This window comes from Stenotrophomonas sp. GL_111 (genome assembly GCF_057835245.1).
Map to the genome: position 1 here is coordinate 166,073 of NZ_CM174421.1, position 14,501 is coordinate 180,573.

17 protein-coding genes and 1 pseudogene are annotated in these 14,501 nt (G+C 63.2%); 11 read left to right on the plus strand and 7 right to left on the minus strand.

From position 1 onward, the window contains the following. Positions 1 to 3: 3 nt before the first annotated feature. Both AC3IPM_RS00700 and AC3IPM_RS00705 read right to left on the minus strand, forming a co-directional pair. Complete coding sequence (locus AC3IPM_RS00700; RefSeq protein WP_489302016.1) at positions 4 to 981, minus strand: uroporphyrinogen-III C-methyltransferase; 978 nt, start codon at positions 979 to 981, stop codon at positions 4 to 6. A gap of 108 nt (positions 982 to 1,089) precedes the next feature. Beyond that, positions 1,090 to 1,866 (minus strand): uroporphyrinogen-III synthase, encoded by a 777-nt coding sequence (locus AC3IPM_RS00705; RefSeq protein WP_489302017.1) that lies wholly within the window; start codon positions 1,864 to 1,866, stop codon positions 1,090 to 1,092. Positions 1,867 to 1,909: 43 nt separating this feature from the next. On the opposite strand from AC3IPM_RS00705, the gene AC3IPM_RS00710 reads away from it, so the two are divergent. The 5 genes from AC3IPM_RS00710 (at position 1,910) to AC3IPM_RS00730 (ending at position 5,041) form a co-directional block, all read left to right on the plus strand. Next, on the plus strand, positions 1,910 to 2,380 hold the full coding sequence (locus AC3IPM_RS00710) for a YiiD C-terminal domain-containing protein (protein ID WP_489302018.1): 471 nt from the start codon (positions 1,910 to 1,912) through the stop codon (positions 2,378 to 2,380). Positions 2,381 to 2,410: 30 nt separating this feature from the next. Then, on the plus strand, positions 2,411 to 2,842 hold the full coding sequence (locus AC3IPM_RS00715) for a hypothetical protein (protein ID WP_489302019.1): 432 nt from the start codon (positions 2,411 to 2,413) through the stop codon (positions 2,840 to 2,842). Between the two features lie 83 nt (positions 2,843 to 2,925). Beyond that, on the plus strand, positions 2,926 to 3,363 hold the full coding sequence (locus AC3IPM_RS00720) for a rhodanese-like domain-containing protein (protein ID WP_489302020.1): 438 nt from the start codon (positions 2,926 to 2,928) through the stop codon (positions 3,361 to 3,363). Between the two features lie 116 nt (positions 3,364 to 3,479). Then, the gene (gene secB / locus AC3IPM_RS00725) at positions 3,480 to 3,995 is read left to right on the plus strand and encodes a protein-export chaperone SecB (protein WP_489302021.1); all 516 of its coding nucleotides are present in this window, start codon (positions 3,480 to 3,482) and stop codon (positions 3,993 to 3,995) included. Between the two features lie 20 nt (positions 3,996 to 4,015). Beyond that, positions 4,016 to 5,041, plus strand: a complete 1,026-nt coding sequence (locus tag AC3IPM_RS00730; RefSeq protein ID WP_489302022.1) for an NAD(P)H-dependent glycerol-3-phosphate dehydrogenase — start codon at positions 4,016 to 4,018, stop codon at positions 5,039 to 5,041. Positions 5,042 to 5,409: 368 nt separating this feature from the next. Here the strand turns inward: AC3IPM_RS00730 and AC3IPM_RS00735 are convergent, their stop codons facing one another. Next, positions 5,410 to 5,982, minus strand: a complete 573-nt coding sequence (locus tag AC3IPM_RS00735; protein ID WP_489302023.1) for an OmpO family porin — start codon at positions 5,980 to 5,982, stop codon at positions 5,410 to 5,412. A 214-nt stretch (positions 5,983 to 6,196) separates the two neighbouring features. Next, a complete protein-coding gene (locus AC3IPM_RS00740; RefSeq protein WP_489302024.1) occupies positions 6,197 to 7,081 on the minus strand; it encodes a LysR family transcriptional regulator in 885 nt (294 codons plus the stop codon). A gap of 116 nt (positions 7,082 to 7,197) precedes the next feature. Between AC3IPM_RS00740 and AC3IPM_RS00745 the strand changes: the two genes are divergently transcribed. The 6 genes and pseudogenes from AC3IPM_RS00745 (at position 7,198) to AC3IPM_RS00770 (ending at position 10,520) form a co-directional block, all read left to right on the plus strand. After that, entirely contained in the window at positions 7,198 to 7,575 is a 378-nt protein-coding gene (locus AC3IPM_RS00745; protein ID WP_489302025.1) for a YybH family protein, read from the plus strand. Positions 7,576 to 7,585: 10 nt separating this feature from the next. After that, positions 7,586 to 8,572, plus strand: coding sequence for a zinc-binding dehydrogenase (locus AC3IPM_RS00750; protein ID WP_489302026.1), 987 nt, complete (start codon positions 7,586 to 7,588; stop codon positions 8,570 to 8,572). Between the two features lie 26 nt (positions 8,573 to 8,598). Continuing rightward, positions 8,599 to 9,087 carry a YybH family protein gene (locus AC3IPM_RS00755; RefSeq protein WP_489302027.1) on the plus strand — a complete coding sequence of 163 codons (489 nt, stop codon included), beginning with the start codon at positions 8,599 to 8,601 and terminating at the stop codon, positions 9,085 to 9,087. Positions 9,088 to 9,096: 9 nt separating this feature from the next. Next, positions 9,097 to 9,489, plus strand: a complete 393-nt coding sequence (locus AC3IPM_RS00760; protein WP_489302028.1) for a DoxX family protein — start codon at positions 9,097 to 9,099, stop codon at positions 9,487 to 9,489. 282 nt (positions 9,490 to 9,771) lie between these two features. Next, positions 9,772 to 9,921: pseudogene (locus AC3IPM_RS00765) on the plus strand (hypothetical protein); the annotation flags it as partial. Positions 9,922 to 9,989: 68 nt separating this feature from the next. Continuing rightward, the gene (locus AC3IPM_RS00770; RefSeq protein WP_489302029.1) at positions 9,990 to 10,520 is read left to right on the plus strand and encodes a YbbD-related protein; all 531 of its coding nucleotides are present in this window, start codon (positions 9,990 to 9,992) and stop codon (positions 10,518 to 10,520) included. A 222-nt stretch (positions 10,521 to 10,742) separates the two neighbouring features. Here AC3IPM_RS00770 and AC3IPM_RS00775 read toward each other — a convergent pair whose 3' ends face one another. The 3 genes from AC3IPM_RS00775 to AC3IPM_RS00785 form a co-directional block, all read right to left on the minus strand. After that, the gene (locus AC3IPM_RS00775) at positions 10,743 to 11,498 is read right to left on the minus strand and encodes a hypothetical protein (protein ID WP_489302030.1); all 756 of its coding nucleotides are present in this window, start codon (positions 11,496 to 11,498) and stop codon (positions 10,743 to 10,745) included. A 21-nt stretch (positions 11,499 to 11,519) separates the two neighbouring features. Beyond that, a complete protein-coding gene (locus AC3IPM_RS00780) occupies positions 11,520 to 12,158 on the minus strand; it encodes a flavodoxin domain-containing protein (RefSeq protein ID WP_489302031.1) in 639 nt (212 codons plus the stop codon). Positions 12,159 to 12,389: 231 nt separating this feature from the next. Beyond that, a complete protein-coding gene (locus AC3IPM_RS00785; RefSeq protein ID WP_489302032.1) occupies positions 12,390 to 14,444 on the minus strand; it encodes a TonB-dependent receptor domain-containing protein in 2,055 nt (684 codons plus the stop codon). Between the last annotated feature and the right edge of the window lie 57 nt (positions 14,445 to 14,501).

A 14,501-nucleotide genomic window follows, 5' to 3' on the forward strand; every position in this document is an offset into this window, starting at 1 on the left:
CGATTATCTCCCGTCGCGCATCGAGCGCAGTTGCTGCAAGGTGCTGCCCAGTTCGGGCAGCGGCGGGCGCAGCACGCTGTTGCGCAGTTGCTGCAGTTCAGCACGTCGCTCGCGCAGAGCGGGTGAATCCGGCCACAGACGCGGCAGCCACAACGCCACGCGGTCCAAGGCCTGTTCAAAGCCGGCCTGGTCGGTGCGTTCCACGGCCGCGCGGGCCAGGGTCAATTCCAGCTGCAGCGCATCCCAGGCGGCCACGCGCTCGGCTTCGGTGAGCGGGCCTTGGGTGCGCGTCGGGGTGATGGTCACGAGCGGGGCCAGCACCTGGTGCCACCACGGCGCAGCGGTGCCGCTGGCCGGATCGCCGCCGACCTGTTCCGGCAACGTCTTCAAGGCGTTTGCGAAGGTGCCCAGGCGCTGGTTCAACGTGGTCTGCACGCCGGTGCCCAGTGCGTCCACGGCATTGCGTTCCTGCATCAGGGCCTGGCGCACGTTGAGGTAGTCATTGCCCTGCACATCGTCGAGCGCGGCGGCGGCCAGCGCGTATAGACGCTTGGCACCGTCCACATCGCCGGCGTAGGTCAGGCGCTGCCCGGCCTGGCTGAGCAGCAGCTCGGCTTCTTCCAGCTGCAGGGCCTGCGCACCATGGCGGGTGCTGTCGGCGAGCTTGGCCAGGTTTTCTTCCAATAGTGCGTTGCGCTGGCTCAAGCCCAGCATCTCATCGCGCAGCACCCGGTTGGTGGCGGCGGCATCCTGTACCCGTTGCGAGGTCGAGCGCTGGTCGCGGCGCAGCGCCTCGACGCTGCCGATCAGCCCCTGCAGCTGCAGGCTGGCGCTCTCTTCGCGCTGCGCGGCCCGCGCCTGCTGCGCCTGCCACTGGGTCCAGCCCCACGCGCCACCTGCGCCAGCCACCACCAGGGCGGTAAGCGGCACGATCCAACGCAGGGAACTGCGGGTAGGGGGCGGCGGAACAGCGTCATTCATACGGGCATCCTTGTCGATCGCGCCGCGGTGTCCGCGTGCTGGCGAGCGACGTGGTGCACAGCATCGCCCGCCGCCTGCGCGTGCCGCAAGGCCGCAGGCGTCGCCTGTTCAGGTAGTTGCGGAAGTGATGATCGCCGTGTGTGCGGCGTCCACCAGCTGGCGTGGTAGGGGGCCTTCGGCCAGCACTACCCGGGCGAAACCGGCCTGGGTGGCCTGTTCGCCGAGCCGCGTGCTGGCGGCCACCACCCAGGCCTGGCGCAGCCGCGCGTGCAGGTCCGGCGGCAGTACGGCCTGCAGCTGCACCAGTGCCTCGCCGCTGCTCAGGGCCAGCACCCAGGGCGTCGGGCAGCCGCGCAGCCGCTGCAGGGTGCGCGGCGGCAGTGGCAGGGGCACGCGCGCATACACATTGGCGCGCTGCAACTGCGCGCCGCGCGCGGCCAGGGTGGCGGCGATGATGCCGCGCCCGCCGGGGGCGGTGACCAGCCCCGCACGCCGTCCATGCAGGTCGGCCAGAGCGGGCAGCGCCAACAGGCCCTCGCTGTCCATCCGCGCCGGGGCCTGGATGTCATCGGCACCGTGCGCGCGCAAGGCCGCCGCCGTGCCCGCACCGACCGCCAGCCAGAGGCCGGCGCGTGGCTGGTCCAGCGCCTGCAGACGGGCGGCGGCATGCACCGCGGCCGGGCTGCTGAATACCACGCGGTCGGCCGTCAGCGCCTGGGCCAGCGCGGCGCGGGTGGCCGGATCATCACGGGCCTGCAGCGCCCACGGTGACAGCGCCAGCAGGCGCGCACCGGCCGCGCGCGCGGCACGCCGCAGCGGCGCATGCTGGCCGCGCGGGCGCAGGGAAACGAGGGTCCATTCCGGCACATATGCTTCGCTGTTCATTGCGGGCATTATGCGAGCCCTTTGCCGTGGCGTTGTCGTGTCGATGTCCAATCCTGAATCCGTACCCGCGCAGTTGGCTGCGCTGCAGGCCGTGCTGGACCGCATGCCGCCGGTGGCGGCGATGCAGATCCGTGTGGACACCTACGACGACGGGGTGCTGTGCCTGCGCGCGCCGCTGGCGGCCAACGTCAACGACAAGGGCAACGCCTTCGGTGGCAGCCTCTCCTCGGCACTGACCCTGTCCGGCTGGGCGCTGGTCACCCTGCGCCTGCGCCTGGCCGGGTTCGACGCCGATGTGTATGTCGCCGACAGCCATGTGCGCTACCTGGCCCCGGTCTATGAGGACCTGCAGGCGCAGGCCCAGGCGGCGGATGAGACCGACTGGGAGGGCTTCCTGGCCACCTTCGCCCAGCGTGGCAAGGCCCGCATCGGGCTGGTGGCGCGGCAGCCCGGTACCGAGGGCAAGCCGGCCGCAGAACTGACCGGTCGCTTCGTCGCCTTCGCAAGGCGGTAGGATGTGGCCCTTGCCGATGGGGGAATTCGCATGCGCCGTACGTTCCAGATCCTGCTGCTGACCCTGCTGGCGCTGGCCAGTGTGACCGCGTTGGCTGCCGAGCAGAAAACCACCCGGAAGCAGCGCAAGGAGCTGGAAGAGACCCAGGTCAAGTACGACTCGACCATGCGCTGGGGCACCGTGGAAGACGCGTTGCCCTACCTGGACCCGGAGTACGCCAAGGCGCATCCGGTGACCGACCTGGAGATGCGCCGCTTCGAGCAGGTGAAGATCTCCAGCTATCGCGCCGGGGACAACGTCCCGATGCCCGATGGCCGGGTGGGGCGCAACGCCGAGGTGCGGGTGATCAACAACAACACCCAGTCCGAGCGCACGGTGCGGGTCAAGGAAATCTGGCGCTGGGACGCCGAAGGCAAGCGCTGGCTGCAGGCTAACGGCCTGCCGGACCTCTGGCAGGACTAAGGCCGGGCCGTTCCGGGCGGGGCTGGACGCCGATTCGCCAGCATGTGCGACAATCGGCGCCCGCTTATCGACCCGTGATCTGAGTGAATTACGAAGAGTTGCTGGCCTTCGCCGGCCGAAACCCGATGTTGTCGATGGCCCTGGTGGGCCTGACCGTGGCCATCATCGTCACCGAAGTGCGGCGCCTGTTCCGCGGCTTCAAGTCGCTCAAGCCGGCCGAACTGACCCACCTGATGAACGCCGGTGGCGCCGTCGTGGTCGACCTGTCTTCCAGCAGTGACTTCGAAAAGGGCCATATCGCCGGCAGCCGCAATGTGCAGCCGACCGCGTTTGGCCCGGAGCACAAGCTGGTGGCCAACGCCAAGCAGAGCCCGGTGGTGCTGGTCTGCCGTACCGGCACTGCCTCGGAAACCGCAGCCAAGGCACTGAAGAAGGCCGGCTTCGAGCAGGTCAACGTGCTCGACGGCGGCATTCCGGCCTGGCAGCAGGCCGAGCTGCCGCTGGTCAAGGGCCGCAACTGATTTCATCCAGATTGCGCTGCGCGCCTTGTGCGCGCCGCCACACGCCCGCATAGCAGGGCATGTAACAATCGGTTTCTACTGCATTCATTACTGCATTCATTCTGGAGCTACAGGAAATGTCCGAAGAGAACACCAACGGCGCCATCGCGCCGGCCGACGCCGCCACCGGCCCCGCGTTCACCGTCGAGAAGATCTACGTCAAGGACGTTTCCTTCGAGTCGCCGAATGCACCGGGCGTGTTCAACGAAGCCGTGCAGCCGGAACTGCAGCTCAACCTCAACCAGCGCGTGCAGCGCCTGGGCGAGAACGCTTTCGAAGTGGTGCTGGCCGTGACCCTGACCTGCAAGGCCGGTGACAAGACCGCCTATGTGGCCGAAGTGCAGCAGGCCGGTGTGTTCGGCCTGGTGGGCCTGGACCCGCAGTCGATCGACGTGCTGCTCGGCACCCAGTGCCCGAACATCCTGTTCCCGTACGTGCGTTCGCTGGTCAGCGAGCTGATCCAGGCCGGTGGTTTCCCGCCGTTCTTCCTGCAGCCGATCAACTTCGAAGGCCTGTACGCCGAAACCCTGCGTCAGCGTCAGGAACAGGGCGAAACCTCGCTGGCTGATTCCGAGCCGGCCGGCAACGCCTGATCGGCGCTGCTGTCGTTCCGATGAGCAACAACGCAGAAAAGATCGCGGTTCTCGGCGCCGGCTCCTGGGGCACGGCGCTGGCCTCCCTGCTTGCCCGGCACGGTCATTCGACCGTGCTGTGGGGGCGTGATGCGGCCATGGTCGAGGCCATCGACCAGCGCCACGAGAACACCCGCTACCTGCCGGGCATTCCGTTGCCCGAATCGCTGCGCGCGACCACCGATCTGGCCGACGCCGTGCGCGATGCGACCTGGATCCTGGTGGTGGTGCCCTCGCACGCCTTCGGTGAAACCGTGCGCGCGTTGGCGCCGCTGCGCCCGGCCGACGCCGGTGTCGCCTGGGCCACCAAGGGCTTTGAGCCCGGTTCGGGCCGGTTCCTGCACGAAGTGGCGCGCGAGGTCCTCGGGCCGGACGTGCCGCTGGCGGTGGTGACCGGGCCTTCGTTCGCCAAGGAAGTCACTCTGGGCCTGCCGACCGCGATCACCGTGCACGGTGACGCGCCGGAGTTCGCCCAGCAGGTGGCCGATGCCATGCACGGCCCCGCGTTCCGCGCCTATACCGGCGATGACATGGTGGGTGCCGAACTCGGCGGTGCGATGAAGAACGTGCTGGCCGTGGCGACCGGCGTTGCCGATGGCATGCAGCTGGGTCTCAACGCCCGTGCTGGCCTGATCACCCGCGGCCTCAACGAGATGCTGCGCCTGGCCGCTGCGATCGGGGCCAAGCCGGAGACCCTGATGGGTCTGGCCGGGCTGGGCGATCTGGTGCTGACCTGCACCGGCGACCTGTCGCGCAACCGGCGGCTGGGCCTGGCGCTGGGACGTGGCCAGACGCTGCAGGATGCGATCCGCGAGATCGGCCAGGTGGTCGAGTCGGTGCAGACGGCCGACGAGGTCATGCGCCAGGCACGCCGCCACGGCATCGACCTGCCGATCTCCGATCGCGTTCGTGCGGTGCTGCACGGCGAACAGACCCCGGAAGAGGGGTTGCGCGCGCTGTTGGCGCGGGAGCAGAAACCGGAGTATCCGGACACGCTGTTCAAGTGACCCATGAAAAACCCCGGCAATCGCCGGGGTTTTTTTATGGTTGTTCTCCCCTCTGCGGGGAAAGCCCACCGCACATTTTTGCCGTGTAAGGCCCCGCGTACCAAGAACACCGGCGTCTCTTTGCAAGCGCTCGCCTCACACCCAGAACGAAACCGCCGTTGTTGATCTGTGAATGAAACGCCCTCTCCAATGGGAGAAGAACCTTTTCATAAGCGTGGCGGTACCAGAAACGCAAAAACCCGGCGCAAGGCCGGGTTTCTGCGTGGCGCACCGACGAGGTTGCGGCCAGATAAGGTGAAGCCCGGCGAACCGGGCTTCATGACGCGCGGGAGAGAGAGATCACGCGTCATCCAACAACGTAGTGCGTATTACCAGGTGAAGCGCGGACCGACGAACCATTCCTTGTCGCCGCCCTTGGCCAGCTTCACTTCGCCAGCCAGGCCCCAGTTCTGGTTGAGCTTGGCCTGGGCGCCGACGCGGCCGTAGAACTCGCCGTCCGGGTTGATGCCGTGCTTCTTGCTGTAGTCCTCGTAGCCGGCCATCACGTAGCCCTCGATGTTCGGAGTGAACGCGCTGCGCACGCCCACTTCGGTCGAGTAGCCGTTGAAGTCCAGGCCGTGCTTCGGATCGAACTTCTGGTACGCAACGCGGGCCACCAGGTCGGTGGTCGGAGCGATACCGTAGTTGTAGCCCACACCGACCTTCCACTGGTCGACGTCGTTGCTACCACGCTTGGTTTCCTGCGAGTTGTAGTCGCCGAAGACATGGAAGTTCGGCGCGACCGCGACGGAGCCCTTCACGGCCCAACCGTCAGCGTCGCCGCCCTTCGCATCGGTCTTCACGTAGCCGCCTTCGACGAAGTTGTACGACAGACCGTCGGTTGCCGAAGCAGCGAACGGCAGTGCAGCGAGCAGACCCAGAGCAAGCAGGGAAGTCTTCATAATCGGGACACACCTTTAATTATTTTTGGTTTTGCCGACCACCCCCCTTGGGAGGGGGAGAGAAGGGGCGGTCGACAGGTGTGAATTATCCGTTACGCGCTCTAATCAACCCTGAATTTTGAACTGACCGGTACATGAATAAATGGGGGGTTCAGGGAACTCGGGTCGTCAGTTGCCACAACTCCCGCACATACGTGAGGAGGCCTCCCGTGCTTTACAGCCAGTCCTTGCTGATCAATGAGATCTCCGCCTGGCAGAAGTCCAGGTAAGTCCTGATGATTGAGGAAGGATGCCTATGCGAGGGGTACAGCAGATGGATCTGTTGCTGGGGCAATGGCCACTGTGGCAACAGCTCCACGAGGTCGCCCGCGCGGAGTGCGTCTGCCGCCAAGAATGGTGGCAGCTCAGTCAGCACATCTCCGGCCAAAGCACGACTGCGCAGATGTGCGTAGTCATTCGTGGCGAGGACACTGCGAGGCTCAACAGAGGCCCCCCCAAGTAGCCAACGGTTTGGCGCATTCGCACCAAGGACCCAAGTGGCACACGGAAATCGATGAAGATCGTCAATCGACTGCGGAACTCCAAGGCGTTCTATCAGAGCTGGAGATGCGACCAGTAGATGGCGATACTCCAACACCCTTCTTGCCACCATGGCTTCATGGGTAATGGTGCCGACGCGGAGCGCAACATCAATTCCGTCTTCAATCAGATCGATGCGACGTTCCGTCGTGTGCACCTGCAATTGAATGTCCGGATACTGCAACTGGAACCGCGAGAGCAGCTCCCACCAAGGCTCGAACGCAGGTGGAAGTGACAACCTCAGGCGCCCCTTCAGGCGCGCCTGGTCACTGACAACGGATTGCTGTGCCTCGGCGAGCAGCTCAATTCCGCGCACCGCGTGCTCATACAAGCGTGCGCCGGCGTCTGTCAGGCGAGTGCCTCGAGCAGAACGCTCCAGCAGCTGAACGTTCAATTCGCGCTCGAGTTCGCGAACCCGCCTGCTCACGGTAGGCAGAGGCAGCTTGAGCCGCTCGGCTGCGGCCGAGATGCTCCCGGCCTGAACGACCCCGACAAACATCTGTACCGCGTTCAAGTCCACGAACAACCTCTCATATATGGCAGGCCTGATCTCAAATATGAGGCTTCTATCTCATTTTTGAAACCAGCAAAGTTGCTCCACGCCACCGATCCCCGGTGAGCCAACGGGAGCATCCAATGTCTATTGCAGCAGTTCTCAAGTCCTACGAAACCGCCCTGAATGGCAACGATACCGACAGCATTCTGAGCCTCTACAGCGCCGAGCCGGTGTTCATGCCGCAAAACGCACCCGCCCTGGAGGGGCGTGATGCCGTTCGTGCGGGCTACGAGCAGGTCTTCGCCACCCTCAAGCTCAACGTCACCTTCGATATTCATGAAGTCGTTCAGGCTGGGGAGTGGGCTTGGGTCCGCACAAGCTCGGCGGGCCGCACCCGAATCCTGACGGCCAATGTCGAGGTTGCTGAAGGCAACAACGAGTTGTTCGTGTTCCGCCTCGAGGCTGGCGAGTGGAAGATCCATCGCTACCTGTTCGCCACCAACCAGCCGCGCTCCTGAGGTATCAGTCATGAAGGCATATGTGATTGAACAGGCCGGCGGCCCCGAGGTTCTGCAGCTGCGGGATATTGGTGCGCCCCTGAGCAGCAACGATGAAGTGCTCGTCAGGGTCCGCGCATTCGGGCTGAATCGTGCGGAGATCTATCGACGCCAGGGCAAGATGGGTCCTATCGATAGCCCCGTGGTGCCCGGTATCGAGGCCGTGGGTGAAGTCATCCGAGATCCGTCCGGCACCTTCCGCACGGGGCAGCGTGTCGCGACGGCCATGGGCGGATTGCAGTTCAGCCGGCCAGGCAGCTATGCCGAGCAGGTGAGCGTGCTTGCGCAGAATCTCATCTCGCTTGACGGTATCGACCTGGCCTGGGACGAGCTCGCGGCACTGCCTGAGTCCTATCTGACCGCCTGGGGTGCGCTGGATCATAGCCTCCAGATCCAGAGCGGGCAGACCTTGCTGGTCCGAGGTGCTACTTCGGCAGTCGGCATGGCCAGCGTTGCTTACGCGAAGGCGCGTGGACTGAATGTCATTGCTACCACGCGCACGGCGGGCAACGAAGCGCGGTTGAAGGAAGCCGGTGCTGACGCGGTCATCGTTGATACCGGAGAAATCGCAGGCCTGGTTCGACGCATGCTCCCAAGCGGCGTCGACGCCGTGCTGGAAGTTGTCGGCGCGGCGACGCTTCGAGACTCGATCAAAGCGCTTCGCCCCTTCGGCGGCGCATCGGTCATTGGCCTTCTGGGGGGTGCACCGGTCCTCGAGTCGTTCCACCTGATGCAGGACCTTCCTGGCGCGGTCCATCTCAACTTCTTCCCGAGTGGACTGCTTGGCACCGCCGCATTGCCGCTAAGCGAATCGCCGCTTCGCTGGATTGCGCAGGAGATTGTCGCCGGCCGGATCCCCTCCTTGCGTACCAGAACCTTTGATTTCGACGACGTACGGCAGGCCCATCGACTGATGGAAGGCAATGCGGCCCTTGGAAAGTTCGTCGTACAGCTTTGACCTCTCACAGATACTGGAGAATCCCCATGCGTACCTATCTCGCCTCACTCGCAATTCTATTGGCCTTGTCGCCTTTCGCGGTTCTTGCCTCCGGCAAGACTGCGATGCCAAACCTGGACAGCACGGCAATCACCCGTCAGCTTGAGCGCTATGAGCAGGCTCTCAACAGTGCTGACGTTGACGCCGTCATGCGCCTTTACGCGGACGATGCGGTCTTCATGCCGCAACATAGTCTGCCGGTAGCGGGGGCCGGAGCAATCCGATCTGCCTATCAACAGATCTTCAAGACAATCCGGCTGAGCATCGATTTCACCATTGATGAGATTCAGCCGCTATCGCCGGACTGGGCCTTTGCCCGCACGCGTTCCAACGGAACGGTAAAGGTACTGGCCTCCGATGGACCGGCAGGGGCGGAAGCCAATCAAGAGATCTTCCTGCTGCACCGTGGAAAAGACGGGCAATGGCGATTCGCTCGTTACATCTTTTCCACCACCAACCCGCCTCGTCAGCCGTGAGCCATGACCATGAACACTTCCCTTCAATCGATCGCCATGGCGATCGCCCGCACGCTGATGGTCGTCGTCTTTCTGCTGTCGGGTCTGTCAAAGATCGGTAGTACGCAAGCCATCGCCGGTTACATGGACATGATGGGTGTTCCGAGCATGTTGCTGTGGCCAACCATCGCCTTCGAAATTGGCAGCGCAGCGCTGATCATCCTGGGATTCCACACTCGTGTCACGGCCATCCTTCTGGCAGGCTTCAGTCTGGTGACGGCGATCGTCTTCCACCATCAGTTTTCGGATCAGACTCAGCTGATCATGTTCCTCAAGAACGTCGCGATGGCCGGTGGTTTCCTGTTCCTGGCGTGCACAGGCCCCGGTCCCCTGAGCATTGATGCACGTCGCAATGCCGCTTGACCTGGACACGGGTGTGCTCGGTACGGATCCGAGCACACCCGCCAGATTCGAGGAAGCCCACCGCAGCGCTGGATGACTCATCAGCGATGCCCGGTAGAATCGAAGCCTGGCGTCTTTGGAGAATTCGGTCAGCAATAACGTCATCGCTTCGTGGATCCCTGGGGAGTAGAGGAGGTACATTCAACAACGGTGGTCATGAAATGACGTGGGAGAGGGGTGCGCATTCCCATCATGTCGGTGTCAGCTGACGCGCTCGATATTCTTCGGCGGAGGGACCATGACATGGCTGCAAGAAACCTTGTAGGTGTCGACAAGTTCTACCATTGCTTAGCCATGTGCGAAGCTCTTTCTCGTGGAGCACTCGATGCATCGTTCGCAGCTGCAGCCGGTGTAGCCCGTGAGTTGTATCAGAAATATGGAAAGGGGGAGCTTGCCAATGAACGCACTGCTGACAACGGAGCAAATGGTCAAGGTACTGCTGCAGGGCTACGAAACCAGTCTTGCTCAATTTCCTGCTCAAATTTGATGCCCGCTGGGGTCGCGTACCCATGAACTTCTTGATCCCGCTCGTCGTCGGCCTAGCTCTAACTGCCGCCGGATGCTCAAAGCTGGCCGGGCTCAATGAAATCTCATCGGAACAATATGCGACGCACGCGGAAGCAGTTGAGCGAGAGGCATTCGAATCTGGCTGGCTACCAGAAGAGCTGCCGAAATCTGCCAGGCGGATAGTGGAAGTACATAGCATCGACTCCGGCGAGATGTGGGTTGGTTTCTCATCTGATGGAGTGGATATTTCCAGGTTCATCAGCGGGTGTGCGACGAGTCCAAAATATGGTCTGCCTGATCGAAGGAGAACAAAGAGAAACGCTTCGTGGTGGCCAGGAGGCCTGACAGAAGGGAGTGATGAAAAAGCGCAAGGGAAATGGGATTTGTACTTCTGTCCCGAGATGCATCATGCCAAAACCGTTCTTCCTGCAGGAGTAGCCGTTGATCCCGCCAGCCACACTGTATGGTATTGGGTGAAAAAGTAGAGGCCGCTGTATAGAGCCCATTCAATCAACGGAGTAGGTTCGCGCATCGCGCGCCTTGACCCGCCGCAATGAACAAACGAAGCCCCCCCAATGGGGGCTTCGTTTTTGACTGACCCCAAAGGGTTGGTGAAGAAAAAAATCCTGCGCCGTCGCGCATCAATGCGAGCCGGGGTTGAGTGCCCAGCGCACACGAATCAACGACAACAAGGCGAAATGCCGAACCTAGCCGAACGTCATGGATGCAGCACCGGCAGACACTTCAATGATCCCGTTGCGCAGGTACAACCAAGACACACCGCGATTATCGTCAACAATGCAGCCTTTTACATTCCCGAATGGCTCATGGCCGAGCATCGCAGATGAGTCAAATCTCACCGTGCATGACCTGACGGCCTCAAAGTAGACAGATACCGGCACGCGCTCAACCGATTCCGGCACGCGCTCAGGTAGAGAAACATTCGGCACAAGTAACCGGGCACAGAACGCCTTGCGGACATCGGAATACCAGAAACCCGTCAAGACTGCGAAGTCGAGCCCAGTAGCGATATCCGAGTCAAACCTGCTTCGCTTGCCTTCAAGCTCAGCGGTCAAAGAGCAGTGCTTCGACGTCGATTTCACCTGCGCTGCGAGGGTGCCAACCCTGGCTTCCACCATGCCGCCGGTCAGATAGAAGCGCAGCACCTGCCCGCCTTCGAAATGGCCATCCTGCACGTTCCCTGGCCGGGCGTTGTCGAGCATCTCCTCGCTTTCGAGCGTCAGGAAGAACGAGTCCAAACCGCCACAGGAGATGTCAGCGCCAGCCCCCTCCGGTATGTCTCCGGTCACGCCCAAGACCCGCACAAGGCAGGTCTTGTCCAGGATTGACACCTGTATCGAGTCGAGCGATGAGTCATGAAGCCCTATGGCTTCCAATGGATTTCGGTCCGCCATCTCAACCCCCAATAAGTCGCAGGAAGAATGCATCATCGTTTGAGACATGCACAGCCCTGACCACGCGGACTACGCGTTCATTGGGCGCACGCACGATGGCAAAATTCCTGCTGCATCCAGCTTGCCCGCCTCCGTCCTGACCAATTGCTCTGCGATGCGATCAACGCCCGGCCAGTCGGTGTACTCGAGATTGTTGCCGACCACCGGAAGCGTGGACGCATATCGCATGAAGGCTCTGATCATCAGGTCATCCAGAAATCCGTGGCTTCGATGACGCAGGGCCCCTGCCACCGATTCAGTGATATCGGGGTTCCAATGATTCTCGTGAGCAAGTGACAACAGCGCCCGGGTGTAAGGGTTGGTCATGCTGGATCGCTTGTCTTCACGGCGCGCTAGAAGACTGACCGTGATCATCGCGGTTGTCCTGCAACCAAGAACGGGAGCATGTGATTCAATGAACGAACGCACCTCGCGTCGAAATCGCCCGTACTTGATGGACGCGACAAGGCATACGACTGAGAACGCAGTCAGTTCGTTCGGCGCTGCGATGACGTCTGCAACCGTAGATTGGATACCACGACGACTGAGTTGATCAGCGAGCCGTCTGCTGATCTTTTCCGCTTGCCCGTGACGCCCGGCGTGTACCAAAAGCGCACGCCGGGCATTCCCTGGATTGACTGAGCAGCCGGGGCTTCTGCTTTCGGGCATATATACCTCCAACGACGTGGCGTTCCTGCACGCATCCAAACCCCATACGCAGCCCGGTCCACGGGAGCAGGACGGTGAGGCCGGCAAGGAGGCTCTGCTGCTGGCGGTGTTCACGGTGCTGGGAAACGATAGTGATGCGACAACTACCTGTGAAGGCGACCCGATGTCGCACCGCGCCAGGTCCGATAGCAGCCGATCCTGGCGCGGTCACGGGACAGCGAATCTCCCCGCTCAGAACCTCGCCGTCGCCCCCACGAAGAACGTACGTGCACCGCCGTCGTAGTTGTTGCCTTCTTCCAGCGTGGAAACATCGCCAAGATTGCGCACGCCGGCGCGCAGCCGCAGGTTCGCGTTGACGTCGAAACCCGTGACCAGGTCCCAGGTGGTGTAGGCCTTGGCGAAGGTGGAACTGCTGGTGGAGACCAGCTGCTCGCCGATGTGCTGTGCGCTCAGACTCAACGACCACGCATCGGTGACCTGCCAGTCCAGCGAGGTGTTGGCGGTGAGCTTGGGCACCACCAGCAGGTTGGTGCCGGTAGTGAGGTTCTTGGACTCCAGCAGGCGCGTGGCGTTGGTGGTCCAGCTCAGGCGCTCGTGCAGCGGCACGGTGACGCTGGCTTCGATACCGCGGGTGCGTGCCTTCTGCACGTTCTGCGCCACCGTCCACCAGTAGCCGTTGACGAAGCTGGAGGTGAAGCCCGGGATATCCCGCAGCGGCACCTGCTCGATCTTGTCGTCGAAGTTGGTCAGGAAGTAGGTGGCCGACACCGACCAGCCATCGCGGTCGAAGCCGGCGCCGATCTCGTAGTTGGTGCTGGTTTCCGGTTCCAGGTTCGGGTTGCCGGCCATGTAGCAGCCGCGGTTGCCATCCGGATCCACCAGGCGGGTGCTCCAGCCTTCCACGGTGAGGCTGCCGCAGCCGTTGCCACCGGACTGGGTGGCCGAACCGGCGCTGCCCTGCTTGAGGTTGGGCGCGCGGAAGCCCTGCGAAACGCCGCCGCGCAGCGTCCACGCATCGGAGGGATGCCAGACGCCGTAGATGCGCGGGCTCAGGTTGTCATCGTAGTTGTCGGTGTTGTCCCAACGCAGGCCCACGGTGAGGGTGAAGCGATCATGCAGCGCGATGTTGTCTTCGGCGAACAGCGCCCACGAATCGGCTTCGCCCTTCGGACGGGTGCGGCCACCACCGTTCCAGGTGACCGGTACCGAGCCGACCGTGTAGTTGTTCTGCAGTTCCTCGCGCTTCCACTGCCCGCCCACGTTGAGGCGGTGTTCCACGCCCAGGTCGAAGGCGGTGCTGAAAGCGGTATCGAAGACGGTTTCCTTGGCGTGGTTGCCGAGCGTGCTGCTCTTGTCCTCGTAGTCGTTCTGCACCAGCGTGGTCTTGGATGTGCTGGCATCGCCGTAGCGGCCGTCGTGGCGGAGCACGTAGCCGGTCTGCACCAGCTTGGACAGGCCCCAGCTGCGCACCGCACCGGTACTGGTGTTGCGCTGCACGCCGCGCGAGGCTTCCACGCCTACGGTGTGGTCATCGTTGATGCGCCAGTTGAACAGCACATTGGTGTTCTCGGCCTTGTTGCCAGGTGTCTGCCGCGCGCCGCGATCGGATTCGCGGTCGGTCACGTTGGCGCCGATCCGCACGCCCAGGTTCTGCGTCAACGGGCCGCTGAACAACGCGCCCATCTGGGTGGTGTCGCCGCGATTGGAGGCGTCGGGCTTGCTGTAGTTGTAGGTGACCGAGCCACCCCATTCGGGTGCGATCTTGCGGGTGATGATGTTGATCACCCCGCCCATCGCGTCCGATCCGTACAGCGAGGACATCGGGCCCCGCACCACTTCGATGCGCTCGATCATGTCCGGCGACAGCCAGTTCAGATCCTGCGGGCCGAGGTCGTCGCGGTAGTTCACGCCGGAGGAATTTCCCTGGCGGCGGCCATCGATCAGGATCAGGGTGTACTGCTCGGGCAGGCCGCGCAGGCGGATCTTGGACTGCGCGCCGGACAGCGCATAGCCGCCGGTCACGCCGGGCACGGTGCTGAGCAGCTGGCCGATGCTGCTGACCGGCTTGCGCTCGATCTCCTCACGGCTGATGACGCTGATGCTGGCCGGCGCGTCCTTGATCCATTGCTGCGCACCGGTAGCGGTGATCACCACGGTGTCCATCTGCTTGGCAGCGGACGCGTCGCCTGCGGGGGCGGCCTGCGCGTGGGCGGACAGGGCCAGGCAGATGGCGGTGGCCAGCGCTGCGGCAGAGGGGCGGTGTGACGGCGTGAATGGACGTGGCATCGGGCAGAACTCCTGGGAAAGAGGGTCCGCTGGCGATGGCTGGGACATCCGTGTGGG